This is a genomic window from Moorena sp. (assembly GCF_982860115.1).
Window position 1 is genome coordinate 1 of sequence record NZ_CEYLVT010000036.1, and the last position, 15509, is coordinate 15509.

The window sequence follows — 15509 nt, forward strand, 5'->3', positions numbered from 1 at the left end:
AATCGGAGCGGCGGGATTTGAACCCACGACCCCCACTACCCCAAAGTGGTGCGCTACCAAGCTGCGCTACGCCCCGGAAAACCTTATTTAATATACCACACTATTCGAGATTTGAACAAGCTCACTAAAAAACTTTCAGAGACTTAGCTGCTGCTAGCAACCCTGGAACCGCTGTTGCCACCCAGCTCCCCTCACAACAACGTCCCTGATTCAAAATCAAGCGTAGGGTATAAGCAGAAGGATAGCCCTCTACCTCCATCCACAGCCAATCGCTTTCTGCTTCACAAGTGATTTTCTCTTCATCCATCAACTCACTTGCCATCTCACTCATAGTCTGAGCTAATTGCAGCAACAACCGACAAAAGTCATTCAACTCCGACTCCGTTAGTTCAAATGCCCAGTCCTCACCACCCACTAAACCTTTATAGTTAGGAGCCTCAGGATCCCAACCAATACGCCAGCCTTCTCCATGTTTAACCAGACGTTCCATTAACGTGATTCTGACTAATTCACCAACAAGTCAATTAGGTTTGAGCAACTGAGCATCTCCTGGTTGAGGTAAAGATACCCCTCTTCTAGGATTGGAAGTTGTGGCAGGTGATGTAGGATTGGAGGTTGTTGCAGGTGATGGTTGTGTGTTCGACTCTGGTGCCACAGTTTCGGTGCGATTGGGATTGAATAGGCTAACTAAAACGCTTACTAGTGCATCCCGTTCGGCACGAGTTAATTGTTCTATCGCTGCAATATCCCCTTCCATGGGATTTTCGGTTAAAGTATCCCCACTGGGATACTGGGATGCTTCTAGGTAATCGTATGCACCTAGATAGTCAGCCATAGTCAATTTCCAATCAAAGCGGTAATTGGGCAACCGTTTTTTCCCATAGACGTGATACCGAATTAAGCGGTTAACCAAAGTATTATTCGCAGCGACTTCACCGCTTTCTTTACTAATGTATTGGTTCTCTTGTGGTAAATCCGGTAAACGCTTATATACTACCTTGCTAATCTCTGGGGGAATAAAAAACTGAGCCACAGCAGGCTGTGCTCCTAGGAGCTGGAAGACACCAGGCGCTTGGTCGTGGGATTCCCACAGCAATAGTAAACCACTGGTCATAGTGGTAAGAGCTAAACCTAGCGCTAGTTTAATTCCATTAGTGTTGTAAATTGCTTTGAGACGGCTATGGAACATTCTTAGACAACCTTGGGATAAAACTAGGTGAATGAACTATTCTTGCCCCTGACGCAACCCCCTGACCCACTGACTCACTCAGTACGATAACTTAGTCCGCAATAATCTCTGGCTGGGTCAGTTCATCAGACATCTCAACAATTGCTCGCAGCACTGGCTTCATGGATGGCTCATCTAGACTTTCAAAATCCTCGAAGCGACGGCGCTTGGCACGGTTGGCCAGTTGTACAGTGATCCGATAACGATTAGACGCTGCACTTACTAGCTGCTCCGTCCGTTGCAGAATGTCCATTGAATCAAAGTTATAGCTTTTGTGCAGCATAAGGTTGATCAGGTTTTGCTATTTCTACTTAAAATCAGTATTGCCCCCTCTAGCTTAGCATACTTCACTTCTAAACTAGGGGTTACCCTTGATACAACTCATCAAATTTTTCTTGAAGTTAATAATATACCATCAAAAAGTGAAAGAATTTGTGAAGTTGGGGGAATGCTACTTACATTCCTTGGTAAGTATGACAATAATAAGAAAGAACAGTCAATTTGTACTATCTATACCGAATCTACTAACTATACTGAAACTATATATCTAACCAAGGCTGGGAAGTTCTACCAAACTATCCCAGCCTACTTATGTGTAAATGGGATTACGTATAAATTGTATCTGTAATAGGACGCGCGGAAGTTTAGTTGGTTTTTCCTACTAACCTCCTTTGCTCTGGGAGTTACTACTGACTCAAGTTTCCCAAGGCAATGGAAATTTCAGGGTGACTTGGGTAATTACCGCGTAAATCGGCTCTGTACATGGTATATCTCAATAGTATCGTATCGATGCGATCGCATCGATGGGCAACCTTAGGGGTGAGAGTACCTTAATTCACTCCTGTGGTAAATGTACCTTATTTCATATACAAAAAATCATACCATTGCTAAGCTATCTTGAGTGTGTCGAGTTGTTAACAATTATCTGACCAAATAAATTTTGTCTATGCAAACACTTGCCGCTCCTAGCTTTGAGTCATTCCATCAGCGCCAAAGAACTCCCCTGAAGTTCGTTGTCCTCGGAGATAGTCTGATCTATGGATTTGGAGACCCAGAAGGTGGCGGTTGGGTAGAGCGACTGCGACGTCAGTGGATGTTACCCGATAGTCCTGGTCATGTACTCTACAATTTGGGAGTTCGGGGTGATGGGGTTACCCAAGTCCACAAGCGACTCGAACATGAATTTCGCAGTCGTGGTGAACTCAGAAACCGTGTACCAGATGCCATTATTTTATCGGTGGGCGTTAACGATTCAGCCCGTTTGGGACGTCCCGATGGCAAAAATTTTACTAATTTTGAGAGTTTCCAGGAAGAACTAGCCAATCTGCTTGAGCTAGCTCAGCAACTTTGTCCAGTGCTATTTGTGGGCATGGTACCAGTGGATGAAAGGAAAATGCCCTTTCTCGATTGTTTTTACTACAATCATGCTGACCAGTACTGCTACAAAGAAGCAACTCGCCTTGCGTGTCTGAGGCGTCAAATTCCCTATCTGGACGTTTTTGACTTATGGAAGTCCCGTGGTTATGATTGGTGCTCTCAACACCTATCTCCAGATGGTCTCCATCCCAATGTGGCTGGTTATCAGCAATTGTTACAAGACATCCTGCTCTGGAACCCCTTAGCTCAGCTCAACTCCTTAAGCCTAGCGACAGCCTAAACTATCCCGTGTCGAGATACCAGTTACAGGATTTACCCCCGTAGCACGCTCACACATCAGTTTAGCCTGATAGCGGTCAATCACGGCATTGGTAAAATCAGCACCAGTTATCTCGGCATCGTAAAACCTGGTGCTATTCATAATTGCATCGGTCAAAATAGCATTGGTCAAAATAGCTTGGTCTAAAAATACCCGATCTGCCAAAGAATTGGTCAGATTTGCACCTTCGAGATTGGCTTTCAATAAATTTCCCTTGGTGAAGATAGATCCACTCAGGTCAGCACCTTGGAAGTTTGTGCCTCGCATTTCAGCCCCTGCAAATACGCCACCAACTAAATTCATATTGGAAAAGTCACGATAACTCAATTCCGTAAGGGAATGATTTACTGTTTTCTCCTGAGCATAGGCAGGAGTAGCCGATAAAAGCACCCATAGCCAAGCCATAACAAGAACTAAAATTAGTCCCAATAAGCGTCGCCAAATCACCCTAATCACTCGTCAACCTGACTCCTTAAAACTTAAAGCCTAAAACTCCCTCTCTAACCAATCTTCACCGACTCGAATAGTCAGCTCAGATTTGAGATGACCAGTAGAGGATGCTTCTACTCTACCTAGTCCCAGGACTTTTTTGACAATATCTGCTGTTTTTATGTCCCCTTGCTGAACAATAATCTCAGTCTGGGACAAGCGGTCAGGCCAATCTGAGACATAATAGACATTGTAGAAGTCATGTCTGGCTAAATAGCGGGCAACACGGCGACCAAGTTCTGGGTCATCGGTAGCATTTTGAACCGCAATTCTGACCCGATGGGGTGAACGGCGGCGCTTTAATGAACTCTTGTATTTGGGCTCTTGCTCGAAATACTCACTCATGACTCGGTCTCGCCCTCGTGAATTCATCAGCCAGTAACTGGCAATGTATTCATCAGCGTTGCTGAATCGACCGGGCAAGAGTACCATCCTGATATTATCTTTACCAACCTCTAGACCAAAACCAACCAGTGCCAAGATTTCCTCTAAGCTGAGATTGGTATCAATATACTGCTGCATCACTCGCAGGATTTTTGGTAAACGAGGCACCACACTGGGAGTAACTAAACGCTGGCGCAGTGCCTTGAGTAAGATCTGCTGCCGTTGTATCCGAGCAATATCACCATTGTCTTTTCGGTATCGAGCAAATTGTTCGGCTTGGTCTCCATTCAAGGTTTGCCACCCTGGTTCTAAATCAATTTCCAGTTTCTGAGTGAGATCTACATATTCCATCTTCTCAGGCACAAAGACTTCCAGGCCACCGACCAAATCCACAAGTTCCCGAAATGCATCAGTGGTAATGCGCACATACCTATCAATGGGTACATCATTTAAGGTTCGGCTAACCACTTCTGCGGTTAAGGTAGATCCACCTTTGACATTGGCATCGTTAATTTTAATTATCCCAACACCAGGAATTTCTATTCTGGTATCCCGTGGAATTGAAAGCATATTCACGGAGTGGTCTTTGGGGTCTAAGCGCAACAGCAACAGGGTATCACTGCGACCACCAAAAACCTCTGGGGAACCTGGCAACGCATCTGGGACTCGGTCTATGCCCATCACCAGGATATTGACTGGTCGTGACAGGTTGTAGGGAAAATTTCTACGAGAAGAATTGTGGTCAGAAGCAGCTGGTTGATTCTGGGGGATTTTAGCCTTTTCGGGTTGAGAATGGGATTTAATCAGGGGCGACAATGGGGTAACTAGGGCTAAGGTTGCTCCCAAAGCCGCAGAAATAACTGCTGTCAGGACAAAAGCACTACTCCAGAATACCCACCGCAAATAGGGGGCAAGGGTTAATCTTAATCCAGAGACAGAAGCGTCTAGGTCTGTAGTCAGGTCAAGCTGAGAGTAAGAGACTCCTGTATCACCCTCTTGGGGTGATGGTTGGGGTGTTGAAGCTGAGGCATTATTAATCACACCTGTATCCAAATTTACCTATGAATTGTGATGACTGTTAAAGGATTCAAGTTCCAAGCCTATAGTTGGCTATCCAATTAAACTGTAGCCTGTGGCTACAGTTTAAGATATTGTTGTTGGCCTATTAGTCCATAAGTCTAGAAGTCAAAGCCAATAAACCATTGTGCCTACCTTCAAAGTGGCTTAATTGAAAAAAGCGCTTTGGCTACCCAGGGCTAAAGCTCCTGGTGAAAGCGCTTTGAGGAACATCTAAGAGTGATTAGTCCTTTTTGATCAATGCACAACACGAATACCTGAATACGGATGAAGGAATTGGTGGACAAATGACTAATTTAAGGACTAATGTAATGACTAATGTAATGGCTAAACAAGTACTTTAACCATTTTTCATAATCTACAGCCTATACCAGCTGAATCAGGGAAAGTGAGGTTAGTATGTAGCAGAAAACTACAGTTAAGGCTACATCATGGATAACTCTCTCATCCCTGTGATTCTTGCTGGTGGCAAAGGAGAACGGTTTTGGCCATTGAGCCGTAAGCACCGACCCAAGCAGTTTTTATGTTTGGATGGTAGTGGCAAGAGTCTTTTGCAGGCAACGGCTGACCGATTGAGTAAGCTGACGGTCGGGCCAGAACAGTTGTGGGTGATTACTTCTGCTATGTTAGCTGAGGGAGTGACTCAACAACTACCATCATTACCCCAAAAGCATCTATTAGCTGAACCGGAAGGACGGGATACAGCACCAGCAGTGGCTTGGGCAACTCTAGAGATTGCCAAGGCTTACGGAGAAGATGCGGTAGTGGGCTTTTTCCCTGCTGACCACTGGATTGAAGATGAGCAAGGGTTTCAGCAAACTATCAAGGCGGCTGCTCAATTGGCTGCCACTGAGTCATCGATTGTGACCTTAGGCATCACGCCCCAATACCCTTCTACAGGCTACGGTTACATTGAGCAAGGTCAGAAGACTGGCACGTTTGAGGGATTGCCAGTGTATCAGGTCAGTCGGTTCACCGAAAAGCCTAACCAAGAGACCGCTGAGGAATTTTTGTCTACTGGTCGATTCAGCTGGAACAGTGGAATGTTCATTTTCCGGGCTGGGGTAGTTTTAGATGAATTGCGCACCCATGCACCAGAAATTATTGCCCCTTTAGAAGAAAAAGGTGTGGCGGCTTATGCTGAGCTAGAAAAGAAAAGTATTGACTACGCTTTGATGGAAAAAACACAGCTAGCTTATGTTTTACCAGCCTCCTTTGCTTGGGATGATTTGGGAGATTGGAATGCCTTAGAACGCCTGCATAATAGCGATGCTAAAAATGTGGCAATGGCTAATCATGTGGAACTGGATACTCAAGGAGCAATTGTCTACTCTAGTAGTGACGATGAGGTGATTGTTACTATTGGTTTAGACGATGTGCTGGTGGTACGCGATCGCAATGCTACGTTAATTGCAAAAAAAGACCGTACCCAGGACATCAAACAAGCTATAAAAATTATCAAAAATAATTCAATACTTCACGATTTTTTGTAATGAATAAATTCTCAACCTTTGTAGGGTTAACACATTATAATTACGATTAACGTCAGAGTGTTTCAGAATTTATAGTTCAGCGTTTTATTATTAATGAGTCAGTGGTGCTCTTAATTTCCTGACTAATTTATATAATCTGAACTAGAAAAAACTATATCTAAAAAATAGACAAACTTAGGCGATCATCAATGAAGTGTATAAACAGGGAACAGGGAACAGGGAACAGGGAACAGGGAACAGGGAACCGAAAAAGTATAGATTTTTAGGGAATAGTTAACAGATCATATAAATGCCTAAAAAACTATAACCAATAATACTCTATTGTAACTAATATCAAAGCAATCAATAAAACTAAGTATTGATTTTTTTTATTGATGTTTTTGGGCTGCATGGGTGACTAAAATTAAGGTCTGCTTGTTTTAAAAAAGAACTTAGGTGTTTTGACTAGCGGAAGGTCTATGGCTAGATTCCTAACGCCTTTTTTAAAGAAATAAGGTTATCCCACTGTCAATCCTTAGCCATACACCTTAGTCATACACAGTTTTGTTTATTTATTACTTAATGATTAATAAAAAGAATTAATAGATAGTAAGCAAGAGAATACGATGCTCGGTACGAGCCGCTACGGGATGAAGGTAAGCTTCCGCGCTTATGCGAACGCAAAAACCTTGGAACACAACTAACCCTGAACATACGTAGACTAGAGAATAGGTGCATCTCAATCCATGCAATTAGGGGAAAATTACCGCGAAAATTACCACGCCAGTGCCCGACACTTCCAACACTTCCAACACTTGCCACACTCCCCACACTTCCCCTTCTTTTTTACAAATATCAGATGCACCCCATCTCCCCATCTCCCCATCTCCCCATCTCCCCATCTCCCGATGAAGCTTCGCTTCCGCTAAAAGCGATGAAGCTTCGCTTCCGCTAAAAGCGAACAGCCCCTATTCACAATTTCAATCTGTGAGATAGGGGTTATGCGATGAAGGGAAGCTTCCGCTAAAAGCGAACGCATCTAGTCACTTTTCTCCCTGCAACAGAAAATTGCCAATATGAGGATACTGTGAAGCCATTGCCCACTATAATAAAGTCTTGTTAAAGAGCAACTCCTATAAAAAATGGCAATTTGAGGCTCAATCCTGATTTAGATATGCAAACCGGGAATATTCCTTTGCTAAACCCAATAGCAAGCCATTATCCTGCCATTGGTTGCTAAATTGAGCAAGAGAAGTAGTTCTGCTAAGACTAAAATCAACTGTAAAATCTATGCCAACTTTTCGTTATATATTAGCTGTAGGTGTGGGGACGGCAATTGCCTTGAGCGGCATGGAATCCGGAGCCTCAGAAGATTTATCATCACTTACTAAGCCTCAGAATAACTCAGTAGCTTCACCTAACCAAGAATCCCTAACAGAAGCAGCCCCAAACCCAGAGGGAGGGGAGCTAGTGGTAGAAGTCATCAATAACACTAACCCAGCTCCCAAGCAGCCAGAGCAACAGGAGTCTATTTCCTCTGTAGATTCCTCACCCTCAGAAGCAGAATTAGTCCAAGAAATTATTGATCAAACCACCCTGCCTACTGATCAGGCAAACCAAGAGGAGTCCATTCCTGCTGTGGCTGAGCTGGCAGCGCCATTCGCCGAAGGCGACGCTTCGCGAACGCAATCCGTAGACGTTGGTGAGGATACGGTAGTTGAATCTGCCACAGAGGAAAACCCTGAGTTAATGTCACAAACCTCTGGAAGCTCACCAACCCCTGGAACCTCAGCGCCAGAGTTTCTTGATCCTGACCCCAATCCGTTATCATTTCCTACCCAAAGCCAGGAAGTCCAGATCGATATCACACAGCCAATTACCCTCCAACAGACCATAGAACTGGCAAAGCGTAATAATCAGGAATTACAGCAAGCACAACTGAACTTGGAACGTAATCAGTTTGTTCTCGAAGAAGCCTTAACCGCTTGGTATCCCACTTTGACAACAACTGCACAAATTCAATATGCACAGAGTACAGGAGACCAGATAAGTGGTCAGGCAACTCGTGACAATATTCGCGAAGATCGTGAAGCTATGGGTCTAGAGCCTCTGCCACCAGACAGTCTTCCTTCAAATCCTGCGGCATCAGGAAGTTTGACTGCAGACCTAACTTTGAATTATAACCTATACACTAGTGGGCAACGACCAGCACAAGTCCGGCTAGCGGAAGAACAGCTAAACTTGCAACAGCTGGAGGTAGAACGCCTCTCTGAAGAGATCCGACTTCAGGTCACCCTTGCCTATTACAATTTACAAGAAGCTGATGCTCGTGTTGAGATTTCCCAAGCGGCAGTTACTGAGTCTGCTCAGATTCTACGGGATACCGAGTTACTGGAACAAGCTGGCTTAGGAACCCGATTTGAAGTCTTGCAACAGCAAGTTGAGCTAGCCAATGACTCTCAAGGGTTGACCAATGCTCTGAGTGACCAACGTATTGCCCGACGTCAGCTGGCAGAGTTATTAAACTTATCTCAATCCGCAGAAATTACTGCAGCAGATCCCATCGAAATTGCTGGAAGTTGGGATTTATCTCTAGAACAGAGCCTGGTCTTGTCATATAAAAACCGATCTGAATTAGAACAGCAACTGGTACAACGACAGATCAACAAGGAACAACGCACCATTGCTCTCGCTGCAGTAAGGCCTCAGGTGAGCGTATTTGGTCGAATCGACCTATTTGATAACTTCAATGATACTTTTAGTATGGCTGATGGTTATTCGGTAGGGGCACAATTCCAGTGGAATTTTTTCGATGGCGGAGCAGCCATGGCTAGAGCCAGGCAGGAAGATATTGATGTTGCCTTAGCTGAAAGCAGTTTTGCTAACCAACGGGATCAAATACGCTTCGAGATCGAACAAGCTTATTCTCAATTAAACTCCAATGAAGAGAGTATTGAAACGGCATCCTTTGCCCTAGAAGTAGCAGAAGAGAGCCTCCGGCTAGCTCGATTACGATTTCAGGCAGGGGTTGGTACCCAAACCGATGTAATTAACCAGCAAACCGCCCTTACCCGGGCTAGGATTAACCAACTTACTGCAATTCTGGGCTACAACCGCGCTCTGGCCAACTTGCAACGGGCAGTGAGTAATCTCCCAGACAGTAAAGTTAGTGATATTCCCTAGTATTTCATCAAAATTGAATTAAGGGGTAAACTATACTTGTCACGATTAGGCACTAGGTATTAGACCCTAGGTATTAAACCCTAGATATTAAGCGCTAAGTATTAGAACCTAGGTATTAGACGTTAAGGAGTAACCCCTAACATCTAATACCATTAACCTTGCCCTAACTCGCAAAACTAAATTGACAGAAGACCTGCTCTGGTTTAGAGTTAATGGTTCATGGCAAAGTTTGCCATGAACCATTAACCAGGGATGCTTATTTTTTTTACATTCCTTAATAAAATACAAATACTGTCAGAAAATAAGATCAGACTTGGGACGAATCATGGCTAATATCAAATTTGTCAAGGAAGACCAAGAGGTCATTGCTGCCAATGGAGCGAACTTACGAGAGAAAATGCTGCAAAATCGCATAGATCTCTACACGTTTCGGGGCAAGCTGGTGAATTGTGGCGGTTATGGTCAATGTGGTACCTGTATTGTGGAAATTGTGGCAGGTATAGAAAATCTATCCCCTAGAACTGAGGTAGAAAATCGGAAACTAAAGAAAAAGCCTGATACTTACCGATTAGCCTGTCAAGTCTTGGTGAATGGACCTGTTAGCGTTAAAACTAAACCAAACCTGAAGAGCAAATCCCCATCTGCTGCCATGTAACCATAGCAAGAGATTTTAAGGGCTAGCTGGTGAGGGAATAAAGCTAAGACAATGGAATGTATCTAACAAGGATTGTCAACCCGCTTATCTACCATGAGCCCAATTTCCTCTTGCCAGGCTTATATTTCAATCTTCTATTTCGATTCCCCGAAGGCGACGCTTCGCGAACAGCCTTCTTGATGGTATTCTATAGCTGGTGGGTTAAAAACGATTTAGAGGAACTAATAATCATGCAAGTTAACGATCTAGGGTTTGTTGCCAGCATTTTGTTTGTGCTGGTTCCTGCGGTTTTCCTGCTAATTCTTTATATCCAAACCGCAAGCCGTGAAGGATCAGGAAACTAGTTAACTGATCTGGTGGTAATCCCCACGCCTGTACCAAAAGCCCAAGCATTGCTCCTTAGCCAAAGGTCAGCGTGGGATTCTTCCCAGGATGAAAGTCCAAGGGATTTTTTGTATAACGTTGTATAATTAATTCCAATTAAAGAACGGTTAAGTTAACTTCTCCCGCCACTAAAGTAGGCGGGAGAAGTGATGGTTACCGGATTTACTAGTCTCTCTCCCACAACTAAAGTGCGTGGAAGTTAAAGTAAGTGGAAGTTGAAGTAATTAGTCATTAACTGTCCATGAACCCTTTTTAAGCAAGTTGTAACCAAAAAGAGGTTTACTAGCAATACTAATGGCTAATGGCTAATAACTTACTGCTTCAAATAGTTGTGCGTGATAACAACACTGGGCAGTTGGCCTTTACTCTGACGTAGTTTGACAAGGAATTCCCCAGTAATCGGTCTAAATCTACTAAACTCTTAGCGATAGAAGGGCGACGGTCAGGAGAACCGAGAATCAGCAAGTCGATGTTATTGTCCTCTGCTAACTGGCAGATTCCTGGTCCGGCCTTACCGCCACTTAGAACACAACGGTAAGAAACACCTAGCCTTTTGGCTTTTGCTGCTGCTTCTGCAAGAACTGGGTCTGCTTCAGCATTGGTCATCAGTTGATCAGGTTTGGCTTCGGGGATAACACGAGCTAGATATAGTTGAACATTCTTCATATCTCGCACTAGGGATAGAGCCAACTCTAAGGAATTTTGAGCAGCATCAGATTTATCCATTGCCACCATAACCCGTCTGATTTGTTTGACGTAGACATCGTCTTTGACCAACAACATTGGGCGGGAGGACAATTGGAACACATATTGGCTAACGGAGTTTTCCAAAATCGCTTCTAGGCGAGTTAGTCCTCTCGAACCCATAATAATCAGGTCGGTTTCTTCTTCGTCTGCCACTTGGGTAACGATATTTTTAGGGTCTCCCTGTTTCAGTCTGGGAGTTATTTTGCTGGGGTCAACTTTTAACGACTTGACCGCATCTGCTAGGATTTTACCCCCCTCTTCTAACTTAGCTGACATAGCTTCAGCCGTGGCTTGAGGAGGCACTACATGTAGGACTGTGACCGATGCCTGTTGTATGGCAGGAATTTCGGCCAACATGTTGAACATTTCTTCACACAGTCCCCGACCAGCTACAGATATTAAAAGTTTTCTTATCATTGGGCAATTCTTGCTGGAGTTACTAAATTATGATTGTTTACTGACCATTGAGTTGCAAAATTGAGTTGTAAAATTGACTTGCAAAATTGACTTACAAAATCTAACAATTAACCATGAAAAATATTTGGTAAATTGTCTGGAACTTACTTCAAACTCAACTCAATGGTATTAAGCTGTGATACATCTAATTGGCACAGCCCGAATCATGATTGATGTTTGTTAAGCACCAAAAGTTAATAAACATCAATCAGTTTTAGATATGCCAGTTCAATCCCCAGCAACCTATGGGGACTTCAGATAGTTGTCCGGTAGGGGTTGGGGTTTTGACTTTACCTGGTATATATTGACCAGGATACTGATAATGAGGCTAGAAAATTTTGAAAATTTATTAACGGCGGTGAGAAGACAGTACTCCTTGATCAGTCAAGACTCTCACGCCTAGCTTCAGTATTAGCTTCAGATCTATTAAGCTAGGTAAGTAGCTTGGAGACCCGAAAGTCGGATCTAGGTGTTAGGGCAGCAAGGGGTATAGCGCGTTGTCTTCGTGATAGGTAACCCACCGGAACCATGGTAAAATCAGCGATAAGCCGTCCGAAGCCCGGTGGGGATGAGTAAACCTACTCTTCGTCTTCTTCTTCCTTTGTTGGATAAACAAAGCTAGAACGCCCACTCAGCACTGCTTTACCGAGAGAGAGGGCTTTTTGTGCTTCCAGATGCGCTTTGCGCTTCCAGTTAGCTTTACGTTTATCCCGTTTGGATTTTGAGGTTTTCTTCTTAGGAACAGCCATAAGTGTAATTTATTTAAATTGTTAGACAGCTTTTCTATCTTATTTCATTGTCTTGTATCTCGGTCTTCTATCTGGTTGGTTGCTGGTGGTGACTCAGGAGCCTGGTTGTTTGCTGGCGGTGGCTCAGGACTTGGGGAAGCTGGTGGCTCAGGAGCCTGGTTGTTTGCTGGCGGTGGCTCAGGACTTGGGGAAGCTGGTTCCAGTGACTGTTGCTGACTTTGAGGGGAAAAATCAGGTTCCTCAACTCGCAGTAGGAACTGGGTATTGGGAAAATAAGTTGCCCAATACTTGGCATCCGGTCGTCTTTGCCAGGATGGACGGCTGACTTCTAACAACAAGACTGGGGCAATTTCTCCTTGATTTTGCCCTAGAATAGTAATCGCTACCTTTGTAGTCAATATATCACTATCGAAGCTCCGTTGAGCTGCTGCTCTAGCAACTACTTCAGCACGGCGCATAAAGCCTTGGTAAGTTTCCTCAGGCTCACGATTCAGGGTAACATTAATACGGGCTGTCTTGGCTTCGGCGCTTTGGGGAACAATGGCAACTGTCGTCAACCAACTAACCCCTACTAAGCCGGGTAACACCAATAGCCGGATTACTTTGGATAACATAGTCTTGTATCCTCTGATTAGGCTGAAAAAAGGTCAATTCTTATCATGAAGGAAAATATTTACATCAACTAAATTGAGAGAAAGTACTTCGAGAGCCTTTAGAGGTGGACTAGGTTCGCTAGTGTTATAATTAATGAATTAATAAAGTTGAGCTGTTAGGTCAAGCTGAACATGGTTAAACTAGAATTTGCGTGTAAGAAGAAACTACAGCAATAGTAATAAATTTAGGCATACCTAAAATTAGGTATAAAATTTACGAGTTTCAGCCGCTAGGGTATGGGGTAAATGGCAAATTACGCTGGTATAGCAATTGGCATCAACCACTATCAGTTCTTACAACCTCTAAACTATGGTCAAGCAGATGCTCAAAGACTACAAGGGTTTTTTGTAGACCAAGCTCATCTGCAACCCAGTGAGTTTCTTTTATTAACTGATACTTCACCACCGATTGATGATTTTTTAACCTACCCCAACCGAGAAAATATTTTAAGATGTCTCGACAGGATTCGCCAGAGTCCAGGTTCCCCAGAAAGTTGGCGTTGGTTCTTATTCAGTGGCTGTGGGGTCAGTTGGGATAAAGTTGACTACCTCATGCCGATTGATGGCAACCCAGATGACATTCCAGGAACAGGTATACCAATAGAATGCCTGTTTTCCTCTCTCAAAACTATGGGGAGCAATAAAATCCTGGTATTGTTAGACATAAACCGCTCACCGGGAATGCCATCTGGTGAACCGGTTGGTGCTGAAACAGTGGAATTAGCCTACCAAATGGGTATTTCCCTGATACTTTCTAGTCAACTCAACCAGTTTTCTCACGAAGCTTCGGCTCTAGGGAATGGCTTATTCACCTCAGCACTTCTAGAAGCACTGCGTTACTATGATACTGATATTACCCTTGAGAATCTTGACGAGTATCTCACAGAGCGCCTACCGGAGTTGAGCCAACACCATTGGCGACCAGTTCAGATTCCTCTTACGGTGATTCCTTTACAGGAGTATCGACAACAACAAATTTGGCCTGAAGGGGCGAGCTCACCACCAGAAAATCAATGGGCTGACCCGATCACTGACTCAGAAGCTACTAAGGTGGTTTTTTCCGAACATGGGAATAATCTTGAGGCGCGACCCAAGGCCGGGGAACCCGGCCTTGGAGGCGCGCACCTTGAGAGTGAATTTACAAAAAAACCTTTATCGGTGGTAGAGCAAAACCCGAATAGTTCTTCACCCACTAACACTGACAGCTCAAACCAAACCTTATCTGACTCAGCAGCTTTAGTTTCTTATTCAAACAGCCAGCCTCAAACTGATACAGAAGAGTTATCGTCATGGCGAGAATGGTTGTTTTGGGGTAGTGGTATAGCTTTGTTGTTAGGACTAGTCAGCCTAACTGTTGTCCGTAACCAGCAAGGCTTGATTACTCAGCAGGTTATAAAAAACACAGAGACTACCAGATTAACTACCACAGTACCAGAGACTAATCAGGTCAGGAATTCCCCAGTAACATTGCCTGCAGCGTCAACATCCCAGGCAATTCCAGCTCCCTTACCAAATTCTAAGAGTAAACCCCTCGAAAGTAAGGGAAAGAAATCGCGGGAACCGAGTCGTATCAAGGCCAATCAAGCAGCTTTGGACCAGGCAAGACAGTTAGTTGAACCGAAGCAGGCATCTGTGTATAGCGATGCGATCGCAATTGCCCGTCAGGTAAAACCTGGGGATCCTCTTTATGAGCAGACACAAAAATATATCACTCGTTGGAGTCAGTCAATTTTGGCTCTAGCCACGAAACGGGCAAAAAAAAGTGATTTTGAAGGAGCGATCGCAGCTGCCCAGCTAGTTCCTAAAGATAACCCTTCTGTTTATCCTTTGGCTAACGATGCCATTAAACAGTGGCAAATTCTCTCTCAACAGAAGTCCCAGAATCAACAGACTATCCAAACAGCCATCAAACAAGTCCAACGTAATCAAGCGTCTAGTTATAATCGTGCGATCGCAACCCTGCGTAAGATTCCACCAGGTCAACCGAAGCATACCACAGCACAAGCGTTAATTGCTCAAGCTAGCGATAAAATTTATCAGATTGCTAAGTCCCGTGCTTCGCAAGGCAAGTTTCTCTCCGCGATTAACACAGCAAAATTAGTCCCAGAAGATACCCCTTACTATGAGGCTGCCCAAGAAGCGATCGCTAGATGGGAGCAAGGTAGACCTTGATAGCCATTTGGGTTGAAGGTTACAGGTTGAAGGTTATAGGTTGAAGGTTACAGGTTGAAGGTTACAGGTTGAAGGTTACAGGTTGAAGGTTACAGGTTACAGGTTGCCAGTTACAGGTTGAAGGTTACAGGTTGAAGGTTACAGGTTGAAGGTTACAGGTTACA

At 44.1% G+C, this 15509-nt stretch carries 15 protein-coding genes and 1 tRNA gene; 6 read left to right on the forward strand and 10 right to left on the reverse strand.

Going from position 1 to position 15509, the window contains the following annotated elements; all coding sequences use genetic code 11:
* Positions 1–2: 2 nt before the first annotated feature.
* The 4 genes from AC4II3_RS08820 to AC4II3_RS08835 all read right to left on the reverse strand — a co-directional run bounded on the left by AC4II3_RS08820 (position 3) and on the right by AC4II3_RS08835 (position 1511).
* Positions 3–76 (reverse strand) — tRNA-Pro (locus tag AC4II3_RS08820).
* A 48-nt stretch (positions 77–124) separates the two neighbouring features.
* Positions 125–490, reverse strand: coding sequence for a DUF1818 family protein (locus AC4II3_RS08825; RefSeq protein WP_070393104.1), 366 nt, complete (start codon positions 488–490; stop codon positions 125–127).
* A 30-nt stretch (positions 491–520) separates the two neighbouring features.
* Positions 521–1189, reverse strand: a complete 669-nt coding sequence (locus AC4II3_RS08830) for a hypothetical protein (protein WP_488012520.1) — start codon at positions 1187–1189, stop codon at positions 521–523.
* 91 nt (positions 1190–1280) lie between these two features.
* Positions 1281–1511 carry a DNA-directed RNA polymerase subunit omega gene (locus tag AC4II3_RS08835; protein WP_488012522.1) on the reverse strand — a complete coding sequence of 77 codons (231 nt, stop codon included), beginning with the start codon at positions 1509–1511 and terminating at the stop codon, positions 1281–1283.
* A gap of 663 nt (positions 1512–2174) precedes the next feature.
* Here AC4II3_RS08835 and AC4II3_RS08840 point away from each other — a divergent pair.
* Positions 2175–2885: a GDSL-type esterase/lipase family protein gene (locus AC4II3_RS08840; RefSeq protein ID WP_488012524.1), complete on the forward strand. Its 711-nt coding sequence runs from the start codon at positions 2175–2177 to the stop codon at positions 2883–2885.
* Here AC4II3_RS08840 and AC4II3_RS08845 read toward each other — a convergent pair.
* Positions 2871–3380, reverse strand: a complete 510-nt coding sequence (locus AC4II3_RS08845; protein ID WP_488012526.1) for a pentapeptide repeat-containing protein — start codon at positions 3378–3380, stop codon at positions 2871–2873. The genes AC4II3_RS08840 and AC4II3_RS08845 overlap by 15 nt on opposite strands.
* A 30-nt stretch (positions 3381–3410) precedes the next feature.
* Positions 3411–4850 carry an LCP family protein gene (locus AC4II3_RS08850; protein WP_488012528.1) on the reverse strand — a complete coding sequence of 480 codons (1440 nt, stop codon included), beginning with the start codon at positions 4848–4850 and terminating at the stop codon, positions 3411–3413.
* Between the two features lie 455 nt (positions 4851–5305).
* On the opposite strand from AC4II3_RS08850, the gene AC4II3_RS08855 reads away from it, so the two are divergent.
* Complete coding sequence (locus AC4II3_RS08855; RefSeq protein ID WP_488012530.1) at positions 5306–6367, forward strand: mannose-1-phosphate guanylyltransferase; 1062 nt, start codon at positions 5306–5308, stop codon at positions 6365–6367.
* 731 nt (positions 6368–7098) lie between these two features.
* Here AC4II3_RS08855 and AC4II3_RS08860 read toward each other — a convergent pair.
* Positions 7099–7248 (reverse strand): hypothetical protein, encoded by a 150-nt coding sequence (locus AC4II3_RS08860; protein WP_488011145.1) that lies wholly within the window; start codon positions 7246–7248, stop codon positions 7099–7101.
* A gap of 388 nt (positions 7249–7636) precedes the next feature.
* Between AC4II3_RS08860 and AC4II3_RS08865 the strand changes: the two genes are divergently transcribed.
* The 3 genes from AC4II3_RS08865 to psbM all read left to right on the forward strand — a co-directional run bounded on the left by AC4II3_RS08865 (position 7637) and on the right by psbM (position 10528).
* The gene (locus AC4II3_RS08865; protein ID WP_488011147.1) at positions 7637–9529 is read left to right on the forward strand and encodes a TolC family protein; all 1893 of its coding nucleotides are present in this window, start codon (positions 7637–7639) and stop codon (positions 9527–9529) included.
* Between the two features lie 325 nt (positions 9530–9854).
* Positions 9855–10184 (forward strand): 2Fe-2S iron-sulfur cluster-binding protein, encoded by a 330-nt coding sequence (locus AC4II3_RS08870; RefSeq protein WP_488011149.1) that lies wholly within the window; start codon positions 9855–9857, stop codon positions 10182–10184.
* Positions 10185–10414: 230 nt separating this feature from the next.
* Positions 10415–10528 (forward strand): photosystem II reaction center protein PsbM, encoded by a 114-nt coding sequence (gene psbM / locus AC4II3_RS08875; protein ID WP_044495836.1) that lies wholly within the window; start codon positions 10415–10417, stop codon positions 10526–10528.
* 361 nt (positions 10529–10889) lie between these two features.
* Here psbM and AC4II3_RS08880 read toward each other — a convergent pair whose 3' ends face one another.
* The 3 genes from AC4II3_RS08880 to AC4II3_RS08890 form a co-directional block, all read right to left on the reverse strand.
* On the reverse strand, positions 10890–11732 hold the full coding sequence (locus tag AC4II3_RS08880; protein WP_488011152.1) for a universal stress protein: 843 nt from the start codon (positions 11730–11732) through the stop codon (positions 10890–10892).
* 617 nt (positions 11733–12349) lie between these two features.
* On the reverse strand, positions 12350–12520 hold the full coding sequence (gene rpmF, locus AC4II3_RS08885) for a 50S ribosomal protein L32 (RefSeq protein WP_293088549.1): 171 nt from the start codon (positions 12518–12520) through the stop codon (positions 12350–12352).
* 44 nt (positions 12521–12564) lie between these two features.
* Positions 12565–13134, reverse strand: a complete 570-nt coding sequence (locus AC4II3_RS08890; protein ID WP_488011154.1) for a hypothetical protein — start codon at positions 13132–13134, stop codon at positions 12565–12567.
* A 285-nt stretch (positions 13135–13419) separates the two neighbouring features.
* Between AC4II3_RS08890 and AC4II3_RS08895 the strand changes: the two genes are divergently transcribed.
* Entirely contained in the window at positions 13420–15345 is a 1926-nt protein-coding gene (locus AC4II3_RS08895; RefSeq protein ID WP_488011156.1) for a caspase family protein, read from the forward strand.
* Positions 15346–15509 lie beyond the last annotated feature (164 nt).

Coding starts and splice junctions, on each gene's coding strand:
- AC4II3_RS08825 (WP_070393104.1), bottom strand. CDS start 490: ATGGAACGTCTGGTTAAACATGGAGAAGGCTGGCGTATTGGTTGGGAT.
- AC4II3_RS08830 (WP_488012520.1), bottom strand. CDS start 1,189: ATGTTCCATAGCCGTCTCAAAGCAATTTACAACACTAATGGAATTAAA.
- AC4II3_RS08835 (WP_488012522.1), bottom strand. CDS start 1,511: ATGCTGCACAAAAGCTATAACTTTGATTCAATGGACATTCTGCAACGG.
- AC4II3_RS08840 (WP_488012524.1), top strand. CDS start 2,175: ATGCAAACACTTGCCGCTCCTAGCTTTGAGTCATTCCATCAGCGCCAA.
- AC4II3_RS08855 (WP_488012530.1), top strand. CDS start 5,306: ATGGATAACTCTCTCATCCCTGTGATTCTTGCTGGTGGCAAAGGAGAA.
- AC4II3_RS08860 (WP_488011145.1), bottom strand. CDS start 7,248: ATGGGGAGATGGGGAGATGGGGAGATGGGGAGATGGGGTGCATCTGAT.
- AC4II3_RS08865 (WP_488011147.1), top strand. CDS start 7,637: ATGCCAACTTTTCGTTATATATTAGCTGTAGGTGTGGGGACGGCAATT.
- AC4II3_RS08870 (WP_488011149.1), top strand. CDS start 9,855: ATGGCTAATATCAAATTTGTCAAGGAAGACCAAGAGGTCATTGCTGCC.
- psbM (WP_044495836.1), top strand. CDS start 10,415: ATGCAAGTTAACGATCTAGGGTTTGTTGCCAGCATTTTGTTTGTGCTG.
- AC4II3_RS08880 (WP_488011152.1), bottom strand. CDS start 11,732: ATGATAAGAAAACTTTTAATATCTGTAGCTGGTCGGGGACTGTGTGAA.
- rpmF (WP_293088549.1), bottom strand. CDS start 12,520: ATGGCTGTTCCTAAGAAGAAAACCTCAAAATCCAAACGGGATAAACGT.
- AC4II3_RS08890 (WP_488011154.1), bottom strand. CDS start 13,134: ATGTTATCCAAAGTAATCCGGCTATTGGTGTTACCCGGCTTAGTAGGG.
- AC4II3_RS08895 (WP_488011156.1), top strand. CDS start 13,420: ATGGCAAATTACGCTGGTATAGCAATTGGCATCAACCACTATCAGTTC.